This window comes from Burkholderia sp. E168m15 (genome assembly GCF_016586105.1).
GTDB lineage: Bacteria > Pseudomonadota > Gammaproteobacteria > Burkholderiales > Burkholderiaceae > Burkholderia > Burkholderia orbicola.
The window spans coordinates 15,129-39,033 of sequence record NZ_BCPO01000070.1 but is presented as its reverse complement, the minus strand read 5'-3'; the positions used below and the strand labels follow the sequence as shown (position 1 = coordinate 39,033).

23 protein-coding genes and 1 tRNA gene are annotated in these 23,905 nt (G+C 64.3%); 22 read left to right on the top strand and 2 right to left on the bottom strand.

Annotated elements, in window-relative coordinates:
• Positions 1 to 31: 31 nt before the first annotated feature.
• Together JMF86_RS11220 and JMF86_RS11215 are read right to left on the bottom strand one after the other, a co-directional pair.
• Positions 32 to 676, bottom strand: a complete 645-nt coding sequence (locus JMF86_RS11220; RefSeq protein WP_011545819.1) for a carbonic anhydrase — start codon at positions 674 to 676, stop codon at positions 32 to 34.
• 383 nt (positions 677 to 1,059) lie between these two features.
• On the bottom strand, positions 1,060 to 1,572 hold the full coding sequence (locus JMF86_RS11215; RefSeq protein WP_006478258.1) for a hypothetical protein: 513 nt from the start codon (positions 1,570 to 1,572) through the stop codon (positions 1,060 to 1,062).
• Between the two features lie 166 nt (positions 1,573 to 1,738).
• On the opposite strand from JMF86_RS11215, the gene JMF86_RS11210 reads away from it, so the two are divergent.
• From JMF86_RS11210 to JMF86_RS11105, 22 genes are all read left to right on the top strand, one after another.
• Positions 1,739 to 2,998 (top strand): branched-chain amino acid ABC transporter substrate-binding protein, encoded by a 1,260-nt coding sequence (locus tag JMF86_RS11210; protein WP_011694333.1) that lies wholly within the window; start codon positions 1,739 to 1,741, stop codon positions 2,996 to 2,998.
• 107 nt (positions 2,999 to 3,105) lie between these two features.
• The gene (gene rpsO, locus JMF86_RS11205; RefSeq protein ID WP_006398792.1) at positions 3,106 to 3,375 is read left to right on the top strand and encodes a 30S ribosomal protein S15; all 270 of its coding nucleotides are present in this window, start codon (positions 3,106 to 3,108) and stop codon (positions 3,373 to 3,375) included.
• A gap of 290 nt (positions 3,376 to 3,665) precedes the next feature.
• A complete protein-coding gene (gene pnp, locus JMF86_RS11200; RefSeq protein WP_011545817.1) occupies positions 3,666 to 5,813 on the top strand; it encodes a polyribonucleotide nucleotidyltransferase in 2,148 nt (715 codons plus the stop codon).
• 148 nt (positions 5,814 to 5,961) lie between these two features.
• Positions 5,962 to 6,981: an NAD(P)H-quinone oxidoreductase gene (locus tag JMF86_RS11195; RefSeq protein WP_054928010.1), complete on the top strand. Its 1,020-nt coding sequence runs from the start codon at positions 5,962 to 5,964 to the stop codon at positions 6,979 to 6,981.
• Between the two features lie 140 nt (positions 6,982 to 7,121).
• A complete protein-coding gene (gene tpiA, locus JMF86_RS11190; RefSeq protein WP_006478261.1) occupies positions 7,122 to 7,877 on the top strand; it encodes a triose-phosphate isomerase in 756 nt (251 codons plus the stop codon).
• 72 nt (positions 7,878 to 7,949) lie between these two features.
• The gene (gene secG / locus JMF86_RS11185) at positions 7,950 to 8,327 is read left to right on the top strand and encodes a preprotein translocase subunit SecG (protein WP_034201508.1); all 378 of its coding nucleotides are present in this window, start codon (positions 7,950 to 7,952) and stop codon (positions 8,325 to 8,327) included.
• A 110-nt stretch (positions 8,328 to 8,437) separates the two neighbouring features.
• A tRNA-Leu gene (locus tag JMF86_RS11180) sits at positions 8,438 to 8,522 on the top strand.
• A 153-nt stretch (positions 8,523 to 8,675) separates the two neighbouring features.
• Positions 8,676 to 9,035 (top strand): NADH-quinone oxidoreductase subunit A, encoded by a 360-nt coding sequence (locus JMF86_RS11175; protein WP_006398798.1) that lies wholly within the window; start codon positions 8,676 to 8,678, stop codon positions 9,033 to 9,035.
• A 62-nt stretch (positions 9,036 to 9,097) separates the two neighbouring features.
• Positions 9,098 to 9,577 carry an NADH-quinone oxidoreductase subunit B family protein gene (locus tag JMF86_RS11170; RefSeq protein WP_006398799.1) on the top strand — a complete coding sequence of 160 codons (480 nt, stop codon included), beginning with the start codon at positions 9,098 to 9,100 and terminating at the stop codon, positions 9,575 to 9,577.
• 21 nt (positions 9,578 to 9,598) lie between these two features.
• Positions 9,599 to 10,201, top strand: a complete 603-nt coding sequence (locus tag JMF86_RS11165) for an NADH-quinone oxidoreductase subunit C (RefSeq protein ID WP_006478264.1) — start codon at positions 9,599 to 9,601, stop codon at positions 10,199 to 10,201.
• A 9-nt stretch (positions 10,202 to 10,210) separates the two neighbouring features.
• Positions 10,211 to 11,464, top strand: a complete 1,254-nt coding sequence (locus JMF86_RS11160; RefSeq protein ID WP_006478265.1) for an NADH-quinone oxidoreductase subunit D — start codon at positions 10,211 to 10,213, stop codon at positions 11,462 to 11,464.
• Between the two features lie 184 nt (positions 11,465 to 11,648).
• Positions 11,649 to 12,134: an NADH-quinone oxidoreductase subunit NuoE gene (gene nuoE / locus JMF86_RS11155; protein WP_006478266.1), complete on the top strand. Its 486-nt coding sequence runs from the start codon at positions 11,649 to 11,651 to the stop codon at positions 12,132 to 12,134.
• Positions 12,131 to 13,441, top strand: a complete 1,311-nt coding sequence (gene nuoF, locus JMF86_RS11150; protein ID WP_006478267.1) for an NADH-quinone oxidoreductase subunit NuoF — start codon at positions 12,131 to 12,133, stop codon at positions 13,439 to 13,441. Before nuoE ends, nuoF begins: the two co-directional genes overlap by 4 nt.
• A gap of 82 nt (positions 13,442 to 13,523) precedes the next feature.
• Positions 13,524 to 15,854, top strand: a complete 2,331-nt coding sequence (gene nuoG, locus JMF86_RS11145; protein ID WP_054928009.1) for an NADH-quinone oxidoreductase subunit NuoG — start codon at positions 13,524 to 13,526, stop codon at positions 15,852 to 15,854.
• A complete protein-coding gene (nuoH, locus tag JMF86_RS11140) occupies positions 15,855 to 16,922 on the top strand; it encodes an NADH-quinone oxidoreductase subunit NuoH (protein ID WP_006478269.1) in 1,068 nt (355 codons plus the stop codon).
• A 10-nt stretch (positions 16,923 to 16,932) separates the two neighbouring features.
• Positions 16,933 to 17,421 carry an NADH-quinone oxidoreductase subunit NuoI gene (nuoI, locus tag JMF86_RS11135; protein WP_006478270.1) on the top strand — a complete coding sequence of 163 codons (489 nt, stop codon included), beginning with the start codon at positions 16,933 to 16,935 and terminating at the stop codon, positions 17,419 to 17,421.
• A gap of 112 nt (positions 17,422 to 17,533) precedes the next feature.
• The gene (locus JMF86_RS11130) at positions 17,534 to 18,184 is read left to right on the top strand and encodes an NADH-quinone oxidoreductase subunit J (protein ID WP_011545812.1); all 651 of its coding nucleotides are present in this window, start codon (positions 17,534 to 17,536) and stop codon (positions 18,182 to 18,184) included.
• Between the two features lie 18 nt (positions 18,185 to 18,202).
• Positions 18,203 to 18,508, top strand: a complete 306-nt coding sequence (gene nuoK / locus JMF86_RS11125) for an NADH-quinone oxidoreductase subunit NuoK (RefSeq protein WP_006478272.1) — start codon at positions 18,203 to 18,205, stop codon at positions 18,506 to 18,508.
• A gap of 17 nt (positions 18,509 to 18,525) precedes the next feature.
• Positions 18,526 to 20,574, top strand: a complete 2,049-nt coding sequence (nuoL, locus tag JMF86_RS11120) for an NADH-quinone oxidoreductase subunit L (protein ID WP_124464122.1) — start codon at positions 18,526 to 18,528, stop codon at positions 20,572 to 20,574.
• Between the two features lie 18 nt (positions 20,575 to 20,592).
• On the top strand, positions 20,593 to 22,083 hold the full coding sequence (locus tag JMF86_RS11115; RefSeq protein WP_006484881.1) for an NADH-quinone oxidoreductase subunit M: 1,491 nt from the start codon (positions 20,593 to 20,595) through the stop codon (positions 22,081 to 22,083).
• A gap of 36 nt (positions 22,084 to 22,119) precedes the next feature.
• Positions 22,120 to 23,574 (top strand): NADH-quinone oxidoreductase subunit NuoN, encoded by a 1,455-nt coding sequence (gene nuoN / locus JMF86_RS11110; protein WP_023476907.1) that lies wholly within the window; start codon positions 22,120 to 22,122, stop codon positions 23,572 to 23,574.
• Complete coding sequence (locus JMF86_RS11105) at positions 23,574 to 23,870, top strand: DUF2818 family protein (RefSeq protein WP_006478276.1); 297 nt, start codon at positions 23,574 to 23,576, stop codon at positions 23,868 to 23,870. The genes nuoN and JMF86_RS11105 overlap by 1 nt, the downstream gene beginning before the upstream one ends.
• Positions 23,871 to 23,905 lie beyond the last annotated feature (35 nt).

Sequence of the window (23,905 nt, the reverse complement as noted above, 5' to 3'; positions counted from 1 at the left end):
GTTTCGTTGGCGTGGAGGGGCAGGGCGCGGGTCAACCGAGCGCGACGGCGGCAGCGCGCTCGGGCTCGGGCTCGGCTTCGGTCGGCGACGCCGCATAGCCGGAATCGAGCTCCTTCAGGCGGCCGTCGGCGAGCGAAAAGATCCAGCCATGCACGAGCGGTGGCCGCTCGCGGCCGCGCACGATCGGCGACGCGCGCAGCAGCCGCACCTGTTCGAGCACGTTCAGCTCGGCGAGGCGGTCGGCGGCGGCCATGTCGTCGAGCCCGTCGAGCGTGTCGCGATGGCGCCGCGCGAGTGCGCAGAGCGGCGCGATGCGGCGCGCGACGTGTGGCAGGTCGGCGGGCGGCGGCAGCAGCGATGCACGCACGCCGCCGCACCCGTAGTGACCGCACACGATCACGTGGTCGACCTTCAGCACCCGCACCGCGTACTCGAGCACGCTGGCGGAATTGTCGTCGTCGGGGTGGAACAGGTTCGCGATGTTGCGATGGACGAACAGCTCGCCGGGCGCGCAGTGCGTGATGGTTTCGGCTGGCACGCGGCTGTCCGCGCAACCGATCCACAGTACGCGCGGATTCTGGCCGCGCGCGAGCGCGTCGAAAAAGCCGGGCGTGTGTTCGCGCGTCTCGCGGGCCCAGGCAATGTTGGCAACCAGCATGCTCTTGGGGCGATTCATGAGGACTCCTTTTTGATAAAGGCAAATAAATATCGAACGAAATGGCGCAATCGCATGCTTTCTAAATTGAAAGGTTGGATTTTCGACTGATATTAGGGGTATGCCCTAGCACTGCGGGTGGGTTGATACAAATTGTTTCAAATTGATTGGGCGTAGTGCATTGCATGCACCAGTGCGACGCATGACATGCCCCGGGCGTGCCTGTTTCCCGCTACGGCCCGCATGACGGGGCGTTCAGTGTATTGCCATCGCAATGTCATCGATCGGAAAAGTTTTCCGTCTTATTCGTTGAATTAAATAAGGCAGCGGAAAAAATGAAATGGCCATTCACGCAATAATTCGTGAATGGCCATTGCGACAATTGCGTATAAATACGCAATCGGTCAGAACAGGGTGCGGCGATCGGGATCGTGCAGCGGGTCCGGTGTTTTCTGCGTGGTGCGCAGGATGCCCTGCGGATCGAAGTAGAAGCTGTACATCATGTACCAGACGTTGTCCTCGAGATACCGGTACGTCCAAACCTCGCGTTTCATCAGCGGGAAGTAGGAAGTCTCGACCGGGCGTCCGAAATTGACGAGGACGTCTGTCTTCGTCCACTTGCCGATCTCCGCGCGATAGAACTCGCTCGGCTGCAGTACCTGGCGCACGTTGACGATCCGGTGGGCTGCGTCGACGTCGGCCGCGACCGTGATTTCGCCCATCGGCTGAGTCGGCCACATCAGGCGCTTGCCGCCGCCGGGCAGGTCGTAGATCTCGCGCGGCGGGCCCATGCGCGCGACGATCGCCGACTCGTCCTGGCCGGCCTGGTATTGCTGCCACGGTTGCGCGCAACCGGCCAGCAGCGCGGCGGCACCGGCGATCAGCACGGGCAGGCGCGCGGGAATGCGAATGCGCATCGGATTCTCCAGAACACGGAAACAAGTCCCGTTTTATCACGGACGGCGCGCGACGGCGCATCGCGCGGAAAAAATCGGTGCGGATCGCAGGCTGTCGCGCTTGCGGGTGGCGGGCGCGGCGGCCTATGATCCGCGCTTCTCGGGCAGATTGAAGGGCAGGTGGCCGATGCAGGGGTGGAAACGGTGCGCGCTCGCGTGGAGCGCGGGGTGGATGCTGGTGTCGTCCGCGTTTGCCGGCGGCGAGCCGGTGCGGATCGCGCTGATCGAGGGGATGTCGGGCCCGTTCGCGAACGCGGGCGCGGCGGTGGAGCGCAACCTGCGCTTCGGTGTCGAGCGGGTCAATGCGGCGGGCGGCGTGAAGCTGCGTGACGGCGCGCATCCGCTCGAACTCGTCGTGCTCGACAGCAAGGGCAGCCCGGAGGAGGCGCTCGTGCAGTTGCGCGCGGCCGCCGACCGGCATGTCGGCTTCGTCGCGCAGGGCAACAGCTCGGCCGTCGCGGCCGCGCTCGTCGCCGCGCTCGACAAGCTGAACGCGCGCGATCCGGACAACCGGATGCTGTTCCTGAACTATTCGGCCGACGATCCGGCGCTGACCGGCGCGCGTTGCAGTTTCTGGCATTTCCGCTTCGATGCGCATGCCGGCATGCGGATGGCCGCGCTTGCGGACGTGATGGCGCGCGATCGCGCGCTGCGAAAGGTCTATCTGTTGAACCAGGACTACAGCTTCGGCCACGACGTCAGCACCCTCGCGCGGCAGGCGCTCGCGGCGCGGCGCCCGGACGTGACGATCGCGGGCGACGAATTCCACCCGATCGGCCGGATCAAGGATTTCTCGCCGTATATCGCGAAGATCCGCGCCAGCGGCGCGGACGCCGTCGTGACCGGCAACTGGGGCAACGACCTCACGCTGCTCGTGAAGGCGGCGCGCGAACAGGGGCTCGACGCGAAGTTCTATACGTTCTACGGCAACAGCCTCGGCGCGCCGGCGGCCCTCGGCGACGCGGGTGTCGGCCGCGTCGTGGCGGTGGCCGACTGGCACCCGAACGCGGGCGGCGCCAAGTCCGACGCGTTCTACCGCGCGTTCCGGACCCGTTTCCCGGCCGCGCAGGACGACTACCCGGTGCGGCGGATGAGCCAGATGATCGAGATGCTGGCCGCGGCGATGACCCGCGCGGGTTCGGCCGACCCGGTCGCGGTCGCGCGTGCGCTCGAGGGCCTGCCGTTCGACGACGGCTTCCACGCGTCGCGGATGCGCGCCCAGGATCACCAGTTGATCCAGCCCCTTTACGTGATGGAAATGGACAAGGTCGGCACGCCGGGCGTGCGCTTCGACAACGAGGGATCGGGCTACGGCTTCCGGACGGTGCTCGCGGTGCCGGCGCAGCGTACGGAGATGCCGTCGACGTGCTCGATGACGCGCCCGTGACGGAGGGCGGTAAGAACGGCACCGAGTTGTGCTACAATGCGCGCCGGTTGTAAGTCACGGCACGGCCATTCTTCCGTGTCCGCCTGTTCAGTTAGAAAGGAAATCACATGTCTGTTGCAGATATCAAGAAGTCGGAAGTCGTTGCTCAGTTCGCCCGCGGTACCAACGACACGGGGTCGCCCGAAGTCCAGGTCGCACTGCTGACCGCACGTATCGTCGAACTGACGGGTCACTTCAAGACCCACGCGAAGGATCACCACAGCCGCCGCGGCCTGCTGCGCATGGTGAGCCGCCGCCGCAAGCTGCTCGACTACCTCAAGGGCAAGGATGCCGACCGTTACCGCGCACTGATCGAGAAGCTGGGTCTGCGTAAGTAATCGAGGCGATTGCCGCCAGCAAGATGCCTGTGTCAGTCCGCTGATACAGGCATTTTGTTTTTGCGCGGTGCGTAGCGTCACACGCATCGCAGGCTGTCCGGCACGTTCGTGCGGGGCCGCCGCCACGACCGATACCGGGGCAGGATTTGTGTCATTCCAGCGCGCCGCTGCCTGAGCGCCGCGCTGGAATGGCATAAAAAACACACCTTGCTCCGGGTGATTCGGTCGGGACGCCGCCGCGCGGGATGGCCGGCGCGGCGAATGAAATGCATGAATACAAAGGAGCAACCATGTCCATGTTCAACAAGGTCGTGAAGGAATTCCAGTGGGGCCAGCACAAGGTGCGCCTCGAAACCGGTGAAGTCGCCCGCCAGGCGAGCGGTGCCGTGATCGTCGACGTCGAAGACACCGTCGTGCTGGCAACCGTCGTCGGCGCGAAGTCGGCGAAGCCGGGCCAGGATTTCTTCCCGTTGACCGTCGACTACCTCGAGAAGACCTACTCGGCCGGCAAGATCCCGGGCGGCTTCTTTCGCCGCGAAGGCCGTCCGTCGGAGCACGAGACGCTGACGTCGCGCCTGATCGACCGTCCGCTGCGCCCGCTGTTCCCGGAAGGCTTCTACAACGAAGTCCAGGTCGTGATCCACGTGCTGTCCGTGAACCCGGAAATCCCGGCCGACATCCCCGCGCTGATCGGCGCATCGGCCGCGCTCGCCGTGTCGGGCCTGCCGTTCAACGGCCCGGTCGGTGCCGCACGCGTGGCATACATCGACAACGCGTACGTGCTGAACCCGACGCGTGACCAGCTCAAGGCATCGAGCCTCGACCTCGTCGTCGCGGGTACGGAGCGCGCCGTGCTGATGGTCGAGTCGGAAGCCGACCAACTGTCGGAAGAAGTGATGCTGGGCGCCGTGGTGTTCGGCCACGAGCAGATGCAGATCGCGATCGACGCGATCCACGAACTGGTGCGCGACGGCGGCAAGCCCGAGTGGGACTGGCAGCCGGCGCCGAAGAACGAGGCGCTGATCGCGCGCGTGACCGAGCTGGCGCAGAACGATCTGCTCGCCGCTTACCAGCTCCGCGACAAGCAGGCGCGTTCGGCGAAGCTGAAGGAAGTCTATGCGGCAACCTCGGCGAAGCTCGAGGAAGACGCGCTGGCGGCCGGTACGGTCGCGGCCGACAAGGCCACGGTCGGCAACGTGCTGTTCGACATCGAAGCGAAGATCGTCCGTTCGCAGATCCTGAACGGCGAGCCGCGCATCGACGGCCGTGACACGCGCACCGTGCGTCCGATCGAAATCCGCACCGGCGTGCTGCCGCGTACCCACGGCTCGGCGCTGTTCACGCGCGGCGAAACGCAGGCGCTGGTCGTCGCGACGCTCGGCACGAAGGGTGACGAGCAGATCATCGACGCGCTCGAAGGCGAATACCGCGAGCGCTTCATGCTCCACTACAACATGCCCCCGTTCGCGACCGGCGAAACGGGCCGCGTCGGCTCGCCGAAGCGCCGCGAAATCGGCCACGGCCGTCTGGCCAAGCGCGCGCTGGTCAAGTGCCTGCCGAGCGCCGACGAATTCGGCTACTCGATCCGTGTCGTGTCGGAAATCACCGAGTCGAACGGTTCGTCGTCGATGGCGTCGGTGTGCGGCGGCTGCCTCGCGCTGATGGACGCCGGCGTGCCGATGAAGGCGCACGTCGCGGGTATCGCGATGGGCCTGATCCTCGAAGGCAACAAGTTCGCGGTGCTGACCGACATCCTCGGCGACGAAGATCACCTCGGCGACATGGACTTCAAGGTGGCCGGCACGGAGCAAGGCGTGACGGCGCTGCAGATGGACATCAAGATCCAGGGCATCACGAAGGAAATCATGCAGGTCGCGCTCGCGCAGGCGAAGGAAGGCCGCCTGCACATCCTCGGCAAGATGACGTCGGCGGTGTCGGGTGCGAACACGCAACTGTCGGAATTCGCGCCGCGCATGATCACGGTCAAGATCAACCCGGAAAAGATCCGCGACGTGATCGGCAAGGGCGGTTCGGTGATCCGCGCGCTGACGGAAGAAACGGGCACGACCATCGACATCTCGGATGACGGCGTCGTGACGATCGCCAGCACGAGCAGCGAAGGCATGGCCGAAGCGAAGAAGCGCATCGAGCAAATCACGGCCGAGATCGAAGTCGGTCAGGTGTATGAAGGCACGGTGCTCAAGCTGCTCGATTTCGGCGCGATCGTGAATCTGCTGCCGGGCAAGGATGGCCTGCTGCACATCTCGGAAATCGTCAACGAGCGCGTGAAGGACATCAACGACTACCTGAAGGAAGGTCAGCAGGTGAAGGTCAAGGTGATCCAGACGGACGAGAAGGGTCGCGTGCGTCTGTCGGCCAAGGCGCTGCTGAATGAAGCAGCGGCGGCAGCGCAGTCGGATACGCCGCCGCAGCAGTAAGCGGACAGGCGGATCAACGGCCGGCAGTGCGAAAGCGTGCCGGCCGTTTTTTCTGTAGCATCGTTGTGCGGCGCAGCAGCGCCGGCGAGGCGCCCGCGCCGTGCGCACGGGCGTGCCATCCGATTCCGATCCTGGAGCGACTCTCACCATGAAAGCCATCGAAATCACCGAATTCGGCGCCCCCGACGTGCTGAAGCTCGCGGAGCGTCCGCGCCCCGAACCGAAGCGCGGCGAGGTGCTGATCAAGGTGGCGGCTTCCGGCGTGAACCGGCCCGACGTGTTCCAGCGCAAGGGTGCCTATGCGCCGCCGCCGGGTGCGTCGGATCTGCCGGGCCTCGAGGTCGCGGGCGAGATCGTCGGCGGCGATTTGTCCGATGCGGCCCTGAACCCGTTCGGGCTGAAACTGGGCGATCGCGTGTGCGCGCTGCTCGCGGGCGGCGGCTATGCCGAATATGCGGTCGCGCCGCTGCCGCAGTGCCTGCCGGTGCCGGATGGTCTCACCGATATCGAGGCCGCCTCGCTGCCCGAAACGTTTTTCACCGTGTGGAGCAACGTGTTCGACCGTGCGCAGCTCGGCGCGGGCGAGGGCGGTGAGCAGGAGACCCTGCTCGTGCAGGGCGGCTCGAGCGGCATTGGCGTGACGGCGATCCAGATCGCGCATGCGCTCGGCTTTCGCGTGTTCGCGACGGCCGGCACCGCCGACAAATGCCGTGCGTGCGAGGCGCTTGGCGCCGAGCGCGCGATCAACTACAAGACCGAAGACTTCGTCGAAGTCGTGAAGTCGCTGACGCACGATCGCGGTGTCGACGTGATCCTCGACATGGTGGCGGGCTCGTACGTGCCGCGCGAGCTGGCCGCGCTCGCGGACGGCGGCCGTCTCGTGCTGATCGCGCTGCTCGGCGGCGCGAAGGCCGAGGTCAACCTGAGCGAGATCCTGCGCCGCCGGCTGACCGTGACCGGTTCGACGCTGCGTCCGCGCCCGGTCGAATTCAAGGCCCGTATCGCCGCGCAGCTGAAGGCGCGCGTGTGGCCGCTGCTCGCCGACGGCCGCATCAAGCCGGTGATCTATCGCGTGTTGCCCGCCGCGGACGCCGCACAGGCGCATGCGCTGATGGAAAGCAGCGAGCATACCGGCAAGATCGTGCTCGATTGGGGAACGAACGCCTGACGGCCCGTGCGGCGGGCTTGACATGCGCGGTTTGACCGGTTCAAGCCGCGCGCAGTAAAATCGCGGGTTTGCTTCGCCAGATCCAACCTGACGGCCGGGTTCCGGCACGTTAATGACAAGATAGTGACGAGACAGACACGATGTCGAAACAACGAACAAAGCGAGTGATCGGCAACTGGAAGATGCACGGCCGGCTGGCCGGCAACCAGGCGCTGCTGAACGAAGTGGTGCAGGGCGCGGGCACGGTGGCGGCTGAAACGTCGATCGGCGTGTGCGTGCCGTTCCCGTATCTCGCGCAGGTTCAGGCGCAGCTTGGCGGTGGCCGTGTCGCGTTCGGTGCGCAGGACGTGTCCGCGCACGAGCAAGGCGCATTCACCGGTGAGGTGGCGGCTGCGATGGTGGCGGAGTTCGGCGCGCGGTATGCGATCGTCGGCCACTCGGAGCGTCGCGCGTATCACGGCGAAAGCAACGAGACGGTCGCGGCGAAGACGCAGCGCGCGCTCGCGGCCGGCCTCGTGCCGGTCGTGTGTGTCGGCGAGACGCTCGACGAGCGCGAGTCGGGTGCGACCGAGCAGGTCGTCGGTGCGCAGCTCGACGCGGTGCTGGCCGTGCTGACGGCTGACGAGGCCGCGCGTATCGTCGTCGCGTACGAGCCGGTCTGGGCGATCGGCACGGGCAAGAGCGCGACGTCGGCGCAGGCGCAGGACGTGCATGCGTTCCTGCGGACGCGTCTCGCGGCAAAGGGTGCGGCGGACGTGTCCGTGCTGTACGGCGGCAGCGTGAAGCCGGACAACGCGGAAGAGCTGTTCGCGCAGCCGGACATCGACGGCGGCCTGATCGGCGGCGCGTCGCTGAAGGCGGAAGATTTCCTGGCGATCTGCCGGGCCGCGCGTTGAGCGGTCCGAGATCGAATTGAACCATGACGGCGGCCGGTCGGTCCGGTCGCCCGATCCAATCGGGTGGGTGTGATGCTGTTATTCAAGACGCTGATTATTGTGGTGCAGGTGCTGTCTGCACTCGGTGTGATTGGGCTCGTGCTGCTGCAGCACGGCAAGGGTGCCGACATGGGCGCCGCATTCGGCAGCGGCGCGTCGGGCAGTCTGTTCGGTGCGACGGGCTCGGCGAACTTCCTGTCGCGCACGACGGGCATTCTCGCGACGATCTTCTTCGTCGCGACGCTCGCGCTGACGTACCTCGGTTCGTACAAGTCGACGCCGTCGGCAGGCGTGCTCGGCACGGCAGTGACCGCGCCGGCATCGGCCCCCGCGGCATCGGCGCCGGCTGTCGCGGCGTCGGCTGCCGCCGGTTCGGCCGCAAGCGCGCCGGGCCAGGATGTCCCGAAATAAAAAGTTAATTTTTTTGCGGTTGTGCGTTGAACAAATCCGGAACTCGGGTTAGAATTTAATTCTTGAAGCGATTCGCGGGAACGAGCAGCACAACCCGAGTTGCATGCAGTGCCGACGTGGTGAAATTGGTAGACACGCTATCTTGAGGGGGTAGTGGCGAAAGCTGTGCGAGTTCGAGTCTCGCCGTCGGCACCAAAGTTACTCAATGCCAGCCGCTTCCAGTGGCTGGCATTTTTCATTTGTGGGGTGGGCTTGCGGTTGTCTTGCGATCGCCTGCACTCCGAAATGATTCCTTCCGCCGGAAGTGGTATTCTCCGGACGCTCAGAACCAACCGATAGAGGATTGCCTTGAACCTCGCAGCCTATTACCCCGTCTTGTTGTTCCTCCTCGTGGGCACTGGTTTAGGTATAGCGCTGGTCAGCATCGGCAAGCTCCTTGGTCCCAACAAGCCGGACGTCGAGAAGAACGCACCGTACGAGTGCGGCTTCGAAGCCTTTGAAGACGCCCGGATGAAATTCGACGTCCGGTATTACCTCGTCGCCATCCTGTTCATCATCTTCGATCTCGAAACCGCATTCCTGTTCCCGTGGGGCGTCGCGCTCCGGGACATCGGCTGGCCGGGTTTCATCGCAATGATGATTTTTCTGCTCGAATTCCTGCTGGGCTTTGCCTATATCTGGAAGAAAGGCGGGCTCGACTGGGAGTGATGGGTTAATCGCCGGTTTGCATGAGCGGCCACGCTCGGTCGCTCGTCTGGAGTGGAAAGCAAATGAGTATCGAAGGGGTCTTGAAGGAAGGGTTTGTCACCACGACGGCTGACAAGCTGATCAACTGGACGCGTACCGGCTCGCTGTGGCCGATGACGTTCGGGCTCGCGTGTTGCGCCGTCGAGATGATGCATGCGGGCGCGGCCCGTTACGATCTGGACCGGTTCGGCGTCGTGTTTCGCCCGAGCCCGCGTCAGTCGGACGTGATGATCGTCGCCGGCACGCTGTGCAACAAGATGGCGCCCGCGCTGCGCCGCGTGTACGACCAGATGGCCGAGCCGCGCTGGGTGATCTCGATGGGGTCGTGCGCCAACGGCGGTGGTTATTACCACTACTCGTACTCGGTGGTCCGCGGCTGCGACCGGATTGTGCCGGTCGACGTCTATGTGCCGGGCTGTCCGCCCACGGCCGAGGCGCTGGTCTACGGCGTGATCCAGCTTCAGGCGAAGATCCGCCGCACCAATACCATCGCCCGTCAATAAAGCCCCGAGCGTCCCCTCAATATGGCAAGCAAAATCGAGACCCTCAAGGCAAACCTCGAAGCCGCGCTCGGCGCGCGCGTGGTGAGCCTCACCGAAGCGATCGGTGAACTGACGCTCGTCGTGAAGGCGAGCGATTACCTCGAAGTCGCAAAGACGCTGCGCGACGATCCGAAGCTCCGTTTCGAGCAACTGATCGACCTCTGCGGCGTCGACTACCAGACCTTCGGTGACGGCGCCTACGACGGCCCGCGCTTCGCGGCCGTGTCGCACCTGCTGTCGGTCACGAACAACTGGCGCCTGCGCCTGCGCGCATTCGCGCCGGACGACGATCTGCCGATCGTGGCGTCGCTGGTCGACATCTGGACCTCGGCGAACTGGTACGAGCGCGAAGCGTTCGACCTGTACGGCATCGTGTTCGAAGGCCACCCCGACCTGCGCCGCATCCTCACCGACTACGGCTTCATCGGTCACCCGTTCCGCAAGGACTTCCCGGTGTCGGGCTACGTCGAAATGCGTTACGACCCGGAAGAGAAGCGGGTCGTGTACCAGCCGGTGACGATCGAGCCGCGCGAAATCACGCCGCGCGTGATCCGCGAGGATCGCTATGGCGGTCTGAAACATTAAGGGGGCGTCATGGCAGAAATCAAGAACTACACGCTCAACTTCGGCCCGCAGCACCCGGCAGCGCACGGCGTGCTGCGCCTCGTGCTCGAGCTCGATGGCGAAGTCATCCAGCGTGCCGATCCGCACATCGGCCTGCTGCACCGCGCGACCGAAAAGCTCGCGGAATCCAAGACCTTCATCCAGTCCGTGCCGTACATGGACCGTCTCGACTACGTGTCGATGATGGTCAACGAGCACGGCTACGTGCTCGCGATCGAAAAGCTGCTCGGCATCGAAGTGCCGGAGCGCGCGCAGTACATCCGCGTGCTGTTCGACGAAATCACGCGCGTGCTGAACCACCTGATGTGGATCGGCGCGCACGCACTCGACGTCGGCGCGATGGCCGTGTTCCTGTACGCTTTCCGCGAACGCGAAGACCTGATGGACGTGTACGAAGCGGTGTCCGGCGCCCGGATGCACGCGGCCTACTATCGTCCGGGCGGCGTCTATCGCGATCTGCCTGACGCAATGCCGCAATACAAGGCGTCGAAGATTCGCAACGAGAAGGCGCTTGCGAAGATGAACGAAGCGCGCAGCGGCTCGGTGCTCGACTTCATCGACGATTTCTTCACGCGCTTCCCGAAGTGCGTCGACGAATACGAAACGCTGCTGACCGACAACCGGATCTGGAAACAGCGTCTGGTCGGGATCGGCGTGGTGAGCCCGGAGCGTGCGCTGCAGATGGGCCTGACCGGCCCGATGCTGCGCGGCTCGGGCATCGCGTGGGACCTGCGCAAGAAGCAGCCCTACGAAGTGTACGATCGGATGGATTTCGACGTGCCGGTCGGCGTGAACGGCGATTGCTACGACCGCTATCTTGTGCGCGTCGAAGAAATGCGCCAGTCGATCCGCATCGCGAAACAGTGTATTGAGTGGCTCCGCAAGAATCCGGGCCCGGTGATGACGGACAATCACAAGGTTGCCCCGCCGTCGCGCGTCGGCATGAAGACCAACATGGAAGACTTGATTCACCACTTCAAGCTCTTCACCGAAGGTTTCCATGTGCCGGAAGGCGAAGCGTACGCGGCGGTCGAGCATCCGAAGGGTGAGTTCGGCATCTACCTCGTGTCCGATGGCGCCAACAAGCCGTATCGCCTCAAGATTCGCGCGCCGGGTTTCGCGCACCTGGCGTCGCTCGACGAAATGGCGCGCGGTCACATGATCGCCGACGCCGTCACGATCATCGGTACGCAGGACATCGTGTTCGGCGAAATCGATCGCTAATGGTTGCGCCGCCCGCGAGCGCGGGCGGCGAGCAGTCAGTCACACGCGAAGTCACAAGCGGTATGCGCCGAACCGGCGCGGCTTCGCAAGCTGTCAACAGAGTGAGCGCCAGGTCTGCCGTCCATGCACCCCAGTGTGCGGCAGGTTGTTCGTTCGGTAGGAATTGAAAGAGTCGTGTCTGAAAATGATCTCAGCTGAAGGCCTGAAGGAAATCGATCGAGCGTTGACGAAGTATCCCGCCGATCAGAAACAGTCCGCCGTGATGTCGGCGTTGGCCGTCGCTCAAGAAGAGCACGGCTGGCTGTCGCCCGAACTGATGCAGTTCGTCGCGGACTATCTCGGCATGCCGGCCGTTGCCGTGCAGGAAGTCGCGACGTTCTACACGATGTACGAGCTCAAACCGGTCGGCAAGCACAAGATCACGCTCTGCACGAACCTGCCGTGCCAGCTCGGCCCGCACGGCGGCGCGGAAGCGACTGCCGACTACCTGAAACAGAAGCTGGGCATCGGCTTCGGCGAGACCACGCCCGACGGCAAGTTCACGCTGAAGGAAGGTGAATGCATGGGCTCGTGCGGCGATGCGCCGGTGCTGCTGGTGAACAATCACAGAATGTGCAGCTTCATGAGCCGCGAGAAGATCGACCAGCTGCTTGAGGAGCTCTCGAAATGACGTCCCTCCACGACCGTCACATCAAACCGCTGATCCTCGCTGGTCTGAACGGCGAGAACTGGCACCTCGAAGACTACGTTGCGCGCGGCGGCTACAAGCAGCTGCGCCGCATTCTCGAAGAAAAGATTCCGCCCGAGCAGGTGATCGCCGACGTGAAGGCGTCGGGCCTGCGCGGCCGCGGCGGCGCGGGCTTCCCGACCGGCCTGAAGTGGAGCTTCATGCCGCGTCAGTTCCCGGGGCAGAAGTACCTCGTCTGCAACTCGGACGAAGGCGAGCCGGGCACGTTCAAGGATCGCGACATCCTGCGCTGGAACCCGCACGCGCTGATCGAAGGCATGGCCATCGGCGCATACGCGATGGGCATCACCGTCGGCTACAACTACATCCACGGCGAGATCTTCGAAGTGTATCGACGCTTCGAAGCCGCGCTCGATGAAGCACGCGCGGCCGGGTTCCTCGGCGACAACATCATGGGCTCGGAATTCTCGTTCCAGCTGCACGCGCACCACGGTTACGGCGCGTACATCTGCGGCGAGGAAACGGCGCTGCTCGAGTCGCTCGAAGGCAAGAAGGGCCAGCCGCGCTTCAAGCCGCCGTTCCCGGCGAGCTTCGGCGTGTACGGCAAGCCGACCACGATCAACAACACCGAGACGTTTGCCGCGGTGCCGTTCCTGCTGTCCATCGGGCCGCAGAATTACCTCGAGATCGGCAAGCCGAACAACGGCGGCACGAAGATTTTCTCGGTGTCGGGCGACGTCGAGCGCCCGGGCAACTACGAAGTGCCGCTTGGCACGCCGTTCGCGACGCTGATGGAGCTCGCCGGCGGGATGCGCGGCGGCAAGAAGATCAAGGCCGTGATTCCGGGCGGGTCGTCGGCGCCGGTGATCCCGGGCGACATCATGATGCAGACGGATCTCGACTACGACTCGATCGCGAAGGCCGGCTCGATGCTCGGTTCCGGTGCGGTGATCGTGATGGACGAGACGCGCTGCATGGTGCGTTCGCTGCTGCGCCTGTCGTACTTCTACTACGAGGAATCGTGCGGTCAGTGCACGCCGTGCCGTGAAGGCACCGGCTGGCTGTATCGCGTCGTGAACCGTATCGAGCACGGCGAAGGGCGCCAGGAAGATCTGGACCTGCTGAACTCGGTGGCCGAGAACATCATGGGCCGCACGATCTGCGCGCTCGGCGATGCGGCGGCGATGCCGGTTCGCGGGATGCTCAAGCACTACTGGGACGAATTCGCGTACCACGTCGAGCACAAGCACTGCATGGTCGGCGGCCACGCGCACGCGGCGGCAGCCTGAAGCGAACCCGGTTGCGGAATTTGAGCGCACGGTCGGGCCAAGGCGCGAACGGGCGGAAATAGGTTAAGGACCATTCACCATCATGGTTGAACTTGAAATAGACGGCAAGAAGGTCGAGGTGCCCGAAGGCAGCATGGTGATCCAGGCTGCGCACAAGGCGGATACGTACATTCCTCACTTCTGCTATCACAAGAAACTGTCGGTCGCGGCCAACTGCCGGATGTGTCTCGTCGAAGTCGAGAAGATGCCGAAGGCCGTACCTGCCTGCGCGACCCCCGTGTCGGCCGGCATGATCGTCCGCACGCAGTCCGACAAGGCTGTGAAGGCGCAGCAGTCGGTGATGGAATTCCTCCTCATCAATCACCCGCTCGATTGCCCGATCTGCGATCAGGGCGGCGAATGCCAGTTGCAGGATCTGGCGGTCGGCTACGGCAAGTCGTCGTCGCGCTACTCGGAAGAAAAGCGCGTGGTGTTCCACAAGAACGTGGGCCCGCTGATCTCGATGGAAGAAATGTCGCGCTGCATCCACTGCACGCGCTGCGTCCGCTTCGGCCAGGAAATTGCCGGCGTGATGGAGTTCGGCATGCTGGGCCGCGGCGAGCATTCGGAAATCACGACGTTCGTCGGCAAGACGGTCGACTCCGAAATGTCGGGCAACATGATCGACCTGTGCCCGGTCGGCGCGCTGACCAGCAAGCCGTTCCGCTACAGCGCCCGTACGTGGGAACTGTCGCGCCGCAAGTCGGTGAGCCCGCACGATTCCGTCGGCGCGAACCTCGTCGTGCAGGTGAAGAACAACCGCGTGATGCGCGTGCTGCCGTTCGAGAACGAAGCGATCAACGAATGCTGGATCTCGGACAAGGACCGCTTCTCGTATGAAGGCCTCAACAGTGAAGAGCGCCTGACGAAGCCGATGCTGAAGCAGGGCGGCCAGTGGATCGAGACCGACTGGCAGACCGCGCTCGAATACGTCGCGAAGGGCCTGAAGGGCATCGCCGCGGATCACGGCGCGAACGCGCTGGCGATGCTCGCGAGCGCGCACAGCACCGCGGAAGAGCTGTTCCTCGTGAAGCAGCTCGCCAACGAACTGAAGACGCCGAACGTCGACTTCCGTCTGCGTCAGCAGGATTTCTCGGCACCGGTCCAGGGCGCGCCGTGGCTCGGCATGCCGATCGCCGATCTGTCGAACGTGGACGCCGCGTTCGTCGTCGGGTCGTTCCTGCGCCGCGACCACCCGCTGTTCGCATCGCGCCTGCGTCAGGCTGCGAAGAACGGCGCGAAGCTGCATTTCCTGCACGCGACCGGTGACGATTCGCTGATCCCGACCGCGCAACGCATCGTCGCCGCGCCGTCCGCATGGCTCGACGAGCTGGCCGGCATCGCCGCCGCCGTCGCGCAACTGCGCAGCGTCGCGCTGCCCGACGCGCTCGCGGGCGTCACGGCATCGCCGGCCGCCCAGGCTGTCGCGCAGTCGCTCGCGAACGGCGAACGCCGCGCGGTGCTGCTCGGCAACGTCGCGGTCCGTCATCCGCAATTCGCGAAGCTGCACGCCGTCGCGCAGTGGATCGCCGACAACACCGGCGCCACGTTCGGCTTCCTGACGGAAGCGGCGAACACGGTCGGTGCGCACGTCGTCGGCGCACTGCCGGGCGAAGGCGGCCTGAACGCACGCGAAGCGTTCGAGCAGCCGCGCAAGGGCTATGTGCTGCTGAACGTCGAACCGGAATTCGACACCGCCGATCCGGCACAGGCGCTTGCCGCGCTGAACCAGGCTGAAATGGTCGTCGTGATGTCGCCGTTCAAGCACGGCCTCGACTACGCCGACGTGCTGCTGCCGGTCGCGCCGTTCACGGAAACGGCCGGTACGTTCGTCAACGCGGAAGGCACCGTGCAGAGCTTCAACGGCGTCGTGCGCCCGCTCGGCGACACGCGTCCGGCCTGGAAGGTCCTGCGCGTGCTGGGCAGCCTGCTCGGCCTGCCGAGCTTCGAATACGAGACCGCGGAAGAAGTGCGTCTCGCCGCGCTCGGCGACGCCGGCGTCGCGGGCCGCCTGTCGAACCAGACGTCGGTCGCGCCGGCCCGTGCCGCGGCGAATGCCGCGAATGGCGGTTTCGAGCGCCTGGCCGATGTGCCGATCTATCACGCCGACGCACTTGTGCGCCGCGCGGGTGCGCTGCACCTGACGGCCGCCGCGAAGGCGGCGAATGCCGCAGCCCTGCCGGCCGCGCTGTTCGACAAGCTGGGCTTGAAGGAAGGCGACGCCGTGCGCGTGCGCCAGGGCGAGCGTGCGGTGCAGTTGCCGGCCGTGCGCGACGCGAATCTTGCGGAGACGGTCGTTCGCGTGTCGGCGGCGACGCCTGCCGGCGCAGCGCTCGGCAGCCTGTCCGGTGAACTGGTGGTGGAGAAGGCGTAAATGAGCTTGTTCGATACGATCAACGCGGGCGGGGCCGAGCTTCTCGGCTTCGCGTGGCCGACGGTGTGGGCAGTCGTGCGCATCCTCGTCGTCTCCGTCGTCATCCTGCTGTGCGTCGCGTACCTGATTCTGTGGGAACGCAAGCTGATCGGCTGGATGCACGTGCGTCTCGGCCCGAACCGCGTCGGCCCCGGCGGCCTGCTGCAGCCGATCGCCGACGTGCTGAAGCTGCTGCTGAAGGAAGTCATTCAGCCGAGCGCCGCCAGCCGCTGGCTGTACCTGATCGCGCCGGTGATGACGGTCGTGCCGGCGTTCGCGGTGTGGGCGGTGATTCCGTTCCAGGCGGAAGCCGTGCTCGCGAACGTGAACGCGGGCCTGCTGTACGCGATGGCGATCTCGTCGATCGGCGTGTACGCGGTGATTCTCGCCGGCTGGGCGTCGAACTCGAAGTACGCGTTCCTCGGCGCGATGCGCGCCGCGGCGCAGATGGTGTCGTACGAAATCTCGATGGGCTTCGCGCTGGTGCTCGTGCTGATGACGGCCGGCAGCCTGAACCTGTCGGAAATCGTCGGCTCGCAACAGCACGGCTTCTTCGCCGGCCACGGCGTGAATTTCCTGTCGTGGAACTGGCTGCCGCTGCTGCCGGCGTTCGTCGTCTACTTCATCTCGGGCATCGCCGAAACGAACCGTCACCCGTTCGACGTGGTGGAAGGGGAGTCGGAGATCGTCGCGGGTCACATGATCGATTACTCGGGCATGGCGTTCGCGCTGTTCTTCCTCGCCGAGTACATCAACATGATCGTGATCTCGGCACTGGCCGCGACGCTGTTCCTCGGCGGCTGGGACGCACCGTTCGAATTCCTGTCGTTCATCCCGGGCATCTTCTGGCTGGTGCTGAAGGTCTTCGCGCTGCTGTCGGTGTTCATCTGGGTGCGCGCGACGTTCCCGCGCTACCGTTACGACCAGATCATGCGTCTGGGCTGGAAGGTGTTCCTGCCCGTCACGGTGGTCTGGGTGATCGTGGTTGGCTTCTGGATGATGTCGCCGCTGAACATCTGGGTGAAGTAAGGACGAAATCATGACGGCTATCCAACACTTCTTTAAGACTTTCTTCCTGACCGAGCTGCTGAAGGGGCTCGCGCTGACCGGTCGCTACACGTTCAAGCGCAAGTTCACCGTGCAGTTCCCGGAAGAGAAGACCCCGATTTCGCCGCGTTTCCGCGGGCTGCACGCGCTGCGCCGCTACGAAAACGGCGAAGAGCGCTGCATCGCGTGCAAGCTGTGCGAGGCCGTGTGCCCCGCGCTGGCGATCACGATCGAATCGGAAACGCGCGCGGACAACACGCGCCGCACGACGCGCTACGACATCGACCTGACGAAGTGCATCTTCTGCGGTTTCTGCGAAGAGAGCTGCCCGGTCGATTCGATCGTCGAGACGCAGATTCTCGAGTACCACGGCGAAAAGCGCGGCGACCTGTATTTCACGAAGGAAATGCTGCTCGCGGTGGGCGATCGCTACGAGAAGGACATCGCCGCGGCGAAGGCTGCCGACGCGCCGTATCGTTGATTGTGTTTGCAGTGCCGGCCCGGCATGAACGATGCACGGGCCGAGCCGCCGCGACGGGTGCGGGCGTTCCGCAAGCCGCGCCTGACTATGGCCTAACGATGAACCGGTAATCATGGAATTCACGACCGTACTGTTCTACATCTTCGCGCTGCTCCTGGTGGTATCAGGGCTGAAGGTGATCACTTCGCGCAACCCGGTGGCGTCTGCGCTTTTCCTTGTGCTGGCGTTCTTCAACGCCGCCGCGATCTGGATGCTGCTGGAAGCGGAGTTCCTCGCGATCCTGCTGGTTCTGGTCTACGTGGGCGCGGTGATGGTGCTGTTCCTGTTCGTCGTGATGATGCTGGACATCAACATCGACTACCTGCGCCGCGACTTCAAGCGCTTCGTGCCGATGGCGACCGTGGTCGGCGCGATCATCGTGATCGAAACCGCGCTGATCCTGTGGCGCGGTTACGGCGACACGCACACCGTGCATGCGATGGCGACGGGCGAGATGGCCAACTGGTCGAATACGCGCCTGATCGGCAAGGTGATCTACACCGACTACATCTTCGCGTTCGAAATCGCCGGCCTCGTGCTGCTGGTCGCGATCATTGCCGCGATCGGGCTGACCGAACGCAAGGGCAAGGACAGCAAGCGCCAGCGCGTGTCGGATCAGGTCAAGGTGCGCCGCAACGACCGCGTGCGCCTCGTGAAGATGGAAGCGGACAAGCCGCAGCCGGAAACGGCGCAGAGCGAAGCCGGTTCGGGCACCAACGGCTAAGCGGAGGAAAAGAAAACCATGCTGACTCTTGCTCACTACCTTGTGCTCGGCGCGATCCTGTTCGCGATCGCGATCGTCGGGATTTTCCTGAACCGCCGCAACGTCATCATCATCCTGATGTCGATCGAACTGATGCTGCTGGCGGTGAACACCAACTTCGTCGCGTTCTCGCATTACCTCGGCGACGTGCACGGCCAGATCTTCGTGTTCTTCGTGCTGACCGTCGCCGCCGCGGAAGCCGCGATCGGCCTCGCGATTCTGGTGACCCTGTTCCGTAAGCTCGACACGATCAATGTCGAGGATCTCGATCAGCTCAAAGGTTAATTTCAGGCTACGCTGTTATGTCAACGACACTCAATGAAAACCTGCTGCTGGCGATTCCGCTCGCTCCGCTGGCCGGCTCGCTGATTGCGGGGCTGTTCGGGAACGCAGTCGGGCGCAAGGGCGCACACCGGATCACGATCCTCGGCGTATTGATCGCGTTCCTCCTGTCGGCGAAAGTCTTCTTCGACGTGATGGGCGGCGCGAGCTTCAACGCGACCGTCTACGAATGGATGAACGTCGGCTCGCTGAAGCTCGAAGTCGGCTTCCTCGTCGATTCGCTGACCGCGATGATGATGGTCGTCGTGACCTTCGTCTCGCTGATGGTGCACGTGTACACGATCGGCTACATGGCGGAGGAAGACGGCTACCAGCGCTTCTTCTCGTACATCTCGCTGTTCACGTTCTCGATGCTGATGCTCGTGATGAGCAACAACTTCCTGCAGCTGTTCTTCGGCTGGGAAGCGGTGGGTCTGGTGTCGTACCTGCTGATCGGCTTCTACTTCACGCGTGAGAGCGCGATCTACGCGAACATGAAGGCGTTCCTCGTGAACCGCGTGGGCGACTTCGGCTTCCTGCTCGGCATCGGCCTGCTGCTCGCGTTCGCCGGCTCGATGAACTACGGCGAAGTGTTCGCGAAGCGCGCCGAACTGGCGAGCCTGCACTTCCCGGGCACCGACTGGGGCCTGCTGACCGTTGCCTGTATCTGCCTGTTCATCGGCGCGATGGGTAAGTCGGCCCAGTTCCCGCTGCACGTGTGGCTGCCGGACTCGATGGAAGGCCCGACCCCGATCTCGGCGCTGATTCACGCGGCGACGATGGTGACGGCCGGCATCTTCATGGTGTCGCGCATGTCGCCGCTGTTCGAACTGTCGGATACCGCGCTGTCGTTCATCACGGTGATCGGCGCGATCACGGCGCTCTTCATGGGCTTCCTCGGCATCGTCCAGAACGACATCAAGCGCGTGGTCGCGTACTCGACGCTGTCGCAGCTCGGCTACATGACCGTCGCGCTCGGCGTGTCCGCTTACCCGGTCGCCGTGTTCCACCTGATGACGCACGCGTTCTTCAAGGCGCTGCTGTTCCTCGGCGCCGGCTCGGTCATCATGGGCATGCACCACGACCAGGACATGCGCAACATGGGCGGCCTGCGCAAGTACATGCCGATCACGTGGATCACGTCGCTCGTCGGTTCGCTCGCGCTGATTGGCACGCCGTTCTTCTCGGGCTTCTACTCGAAGGACTCGATCATCGACGCGGTGAAGCTGTCGCACCTGCCGGGTTCGGGCTTCGCGTACTTCGCGGTCGTCGCGAGCGTGTTCGTCACGGCGCTGTACTCGTTCCGCATGTACTTCCTGGTGTTCCACGGCGAGGAGCGCTTCCGCAAGCCGAAGCATCCGGAATCGCCGATGGGCATGGCGGCCGCGCACGGTCACGACGATCACGGCCACGGTCATGACGACCACGCGCACGAGCCGCACGAGACCCCGTGGGTCGTGTGGGTGCCGCTGGTCCTGCTGGCGATCCCGTCGGTGATCATCGGCGCGATCGCGATCAGCCCGATGCTGTTCGGCGATTTCTTCCAGCACGGCGTCGCATTCGACAAGGTGATCTTCATCGGCGAAAACCATCCGGCACTCGCCGAGATGGCCGAAGAGTTCCACGGCTGGGTGGGCATGGGCCTGCACTCGGTGTCGGGCCTGCCGGTGTGGCTGGCGCTCGCCGGTGTGGTCGTCGCGTGGTTCCTGTACCTGAAGCGTCCGGAGCTGCCGGCGTCGATCCGCCGCGCGTTCGGCCCGATCTACACGCTGCTGGACAACAAGTACTACATGGACAAGATCAACGAAGTGGTGTTCGCCCGCGGTTCGGTGGCGATCGGCCGCGGCCTGTGGAAGGAGGGTGACGTCGTGGTGATCGATGGCCTCGTCAACGGCAGCGCCCGGTTCATCGGCTGGTTCGCCGGCGTGATCCGCTTCCTCCAATCCGGTTACATCTATCACTACGCGTTCGCCATGATCATCGGCATGCTGGGGCTCCTGACCCTGTTTGTAACGCTCGGCGGCAAATAAGGCGGGGAGACAACACTAATGCACGCTTTTCCGATTCTCAGTACCGCGATCTGGCTGCCGATCGTTTTCGGCCTCCTCGTGTTGGCGGTAGGTAACGACAAAAATCCGGGGACGGCCCGCTGGGTTGCGCTGATCGGCGCGCTGCTCGGCCTCGCGGTCACGATCCCGTTGATCACGGGCTTCGACTCGAGCACGGCCGCGCTGCAGTTCGTCGAGAAGTCGACCTGGATCGAACGCTTCGACATTGCGTATCACCTCGGCGTCGACGGCATCTCGATGTGGTTCGTCGTGCTGACCGCGCTGATCACGGTGATCGTCGTGATCGCCGCATGGGAAGTGATCACCGAGAACGTCGCGCAGTACCTCGCGGCATTCCTGATCCTGTCCGGGATCATGATCGGCGTGTTCTCGGCGGCCGACGGCCTGCTGTTCTACGTGTTCTTCGAGGCGACCCTGATCCCGATGTACATCATCATCGGCGTGTGGGGCGGCCCGAACCGCGTGTATGCGGCATTCAAGTTCTTCCTGTACACGCTGGCCGGCTCGCTGCTGATGCTGGTCGCGCTGATCTACCTGTACACGGAAACGCATTCGTTCGACCTCGCGACGTGGCAGAACGCGAAGATCGCGATGACGCCACAGATCTTGCTGTTCATTGCCTTCTTCCTCGCGTTCGCGGTGAAGGTGCCGATGTGGCCGGTGCACACGTGGCTGCCGGACGCGCACGTGGAAGCGCCGACAGGCGGCTCGGTCGTGCTGGCTGCGATTATGCTGAAGCTCGGCGCATACGGTTTCCTGCGCTTCTCGCTGCCGATCACGCCTGACGCGAGCCACTTCCTGGCACCCGTCGTGATCACGCTGTCGCTGATCGCGGTGATCTACATCGGCCTCGTCGCGATGGTGCAGGCCGACATGAAGAAGCTGGTCGCGTATTCGTCGATCGCGCACATGGGCTTCGTCACGCTCGGCTTCTTCATCTTCAACCAGCTCGGCGTCGAAGGCGCGATCATCCAGATGATCTCGCACGGCTTCGTGTCGGGCGCGATGTTCCTCTGCATCGGCGTGTTGTACGACCGCGTGCACTCGCGCCAGATCGCCGACTACGGCGGCGTCGTGAACGTGATGCCGAAGTTCGCGGCATTCGCGATGCTGTTCTCGATGGCCAACTGCGGCCTGCCGGGTACGTCGGGTTTCGTCGGCGAGTTCATGGTGATTCTCGCGGCCGTCCAGTACAACTTCTGGATCGCATTCGGCGCGGCATTCACGCTGATCCTCGGCGCGGCCTACACGCTGTGGATGTACAAGCGCGTGTATTTCGGCGCGGTGGCGAACGATCACGTCGCCAAGCTGAAGGACATCGGCCGTCGCGAATTCCTGATGCTGGCCGTGCTCGCCGCGTTCACGCTGCTGATGGGCCTGTATCCGAAGCCTTTCACCGACGTGATGCACGTTTCCGTCGAAAACCTCCTCTCCCACGTCGCGCAGTCGAAGCTGCCGCTGGCCCAGTAATCGCGAGCGGAGGAACTCAAGATCATGAACGCTCCTATGAATGTCCTGTTGCCCGACGCGCTGGTGATGGCCGCCATCGTCGTCGCATGGCTGAACGACACCTTTGCCGGTGCTTCCGGTCGCCGCCTGACCTATCTGATCGCAGTCGTCTCGTCGGTGGTCGCCGGCGTGTGGTTCGCGGTCCAGGCGCTCGACCCGCAGCCGTACTACTTCTTCTCGAAGATGATCGTCGTCGACTCGTTCGCGAGCATGATGAAGGCGGTCGTGTCGTTCGGTTTCGCGGTCTCGCTCGTCTATTCGCGCAAGTACCTCGAAGACCGCGACATGTTCCGCGGCGACGTGTTCCTGCTCGGCATGTTCTCGCTGCTCGGTCAGCTGGTCATGGTGTCGGGCAACAACTTCCTGACGCTGTACCTCGGCCTCGAACTGATGTCGCTGTCGCTGTACGCGGTCATCGCGCTGCGCCGCGACGCCGCACAGTCGAGCGAAGCCGCGATGAAGTACTACGTGCTGGGCGCGCTCGCGTCGGGCTTCGTGCTGTACGGCATCTCGATGCTCTACGGCGCGACCGGCTCGCTCGAACTGGGTGAGGTGTACAAGGCGGTCGGCGGCAACACCGACGCGGCCGTGCTGATGTTCGGCGTGATCTTCATCGTCGCCGGTATCGCGTTCAAGCTCGGCGCCGTGCCGTTCCACATGTGGGTGCCGGACGTCTACCAGGGCGCACCGACCGCGATGACGCTGTTCGTCGGCGGCGGCCCGAAGGTTGCCGCGTTCGCATGGGGCCTGCGCTTCCTGGTGATGGGCCTGCTGCCGCTCGCCCAGAACTGGCAGACCGCGCTCGTGATCCTCGCCGCGCTGTCGCTGATCGTCGGTAACATCACCGGTATCGTCCAGCGCAACATCAAGCGGATGCTCGCGTACTCGGCGATCTCGAACATGGGCTTCGTGCTGCTCGGCCTGCTCGCGGGCATCGTGAAGGGCGACGCGGCGGCACCGGCGAACGCGTACAGCTCGGCGATGTTCTACGCGATCGTCTACCTGATCACGACGCTCGGCTCGTTCGGCGTGGTGATGCTGCTCGCGCGCCGCGATTTCGAAGCGGAAACGATCGACGACTTCAAGGGCCTCAACAAGCGCAGCCCGGTGTTCGCGTTCGTGATGATGGTCATGATGTTCTCGCTGGCCGGCATCCCGCCGACCGTCGGCTTCTACGCGAAGCTGGCCGTGCTCGAGGCGACCGTCAACGCGGGCCTCACGTGGCTGGCCGTGCTGGCCGTGATCACGTCGCTGTTCGGTGCGTTCTACTACCTGCGCATCGTGAAGCTGATGTACTTCGATGCCCCGCAGGATTCGACGCCGATCTCGGGCGATTTCTGCAAGCGCACGATCCTCGTGCTGAACGGCCTGGCGGTCGTCGTGCTCGGCCTGATCCCGAGCCCGCTGCTGACTGCCTGCCTGCAGGCAATCCGTCACACGCTGCCGCTGTAATGTCGGCAGCCGGCTGGTTCATCGTGCTGTTGGCGCTCGTCTGCGCCAACCTGCCGTTCCTGAACCAACGCCTCTTCGCCGTCGTGCCGTTCGGCGCGACCAAGAAGAACGCGTGGGTGCGGATCGGCGAGCTGATCGTGCTGTACTTCGTCGTCGGCGCGCTCGGCTTCTGGCTCGAGTCGCGCGCCGGCAACCGCTTCGAACAGGGCTGGCAGTTTTACGCGATCACGTTCAGTCTCTTCGTCGTGTTCGCGTTTCCCGGCTTCACGTTCCAGTATCTCGTCAAACGACGCTGACGGCTTCGGCCGTCCGTCGTGCTCATTCAGGAGCC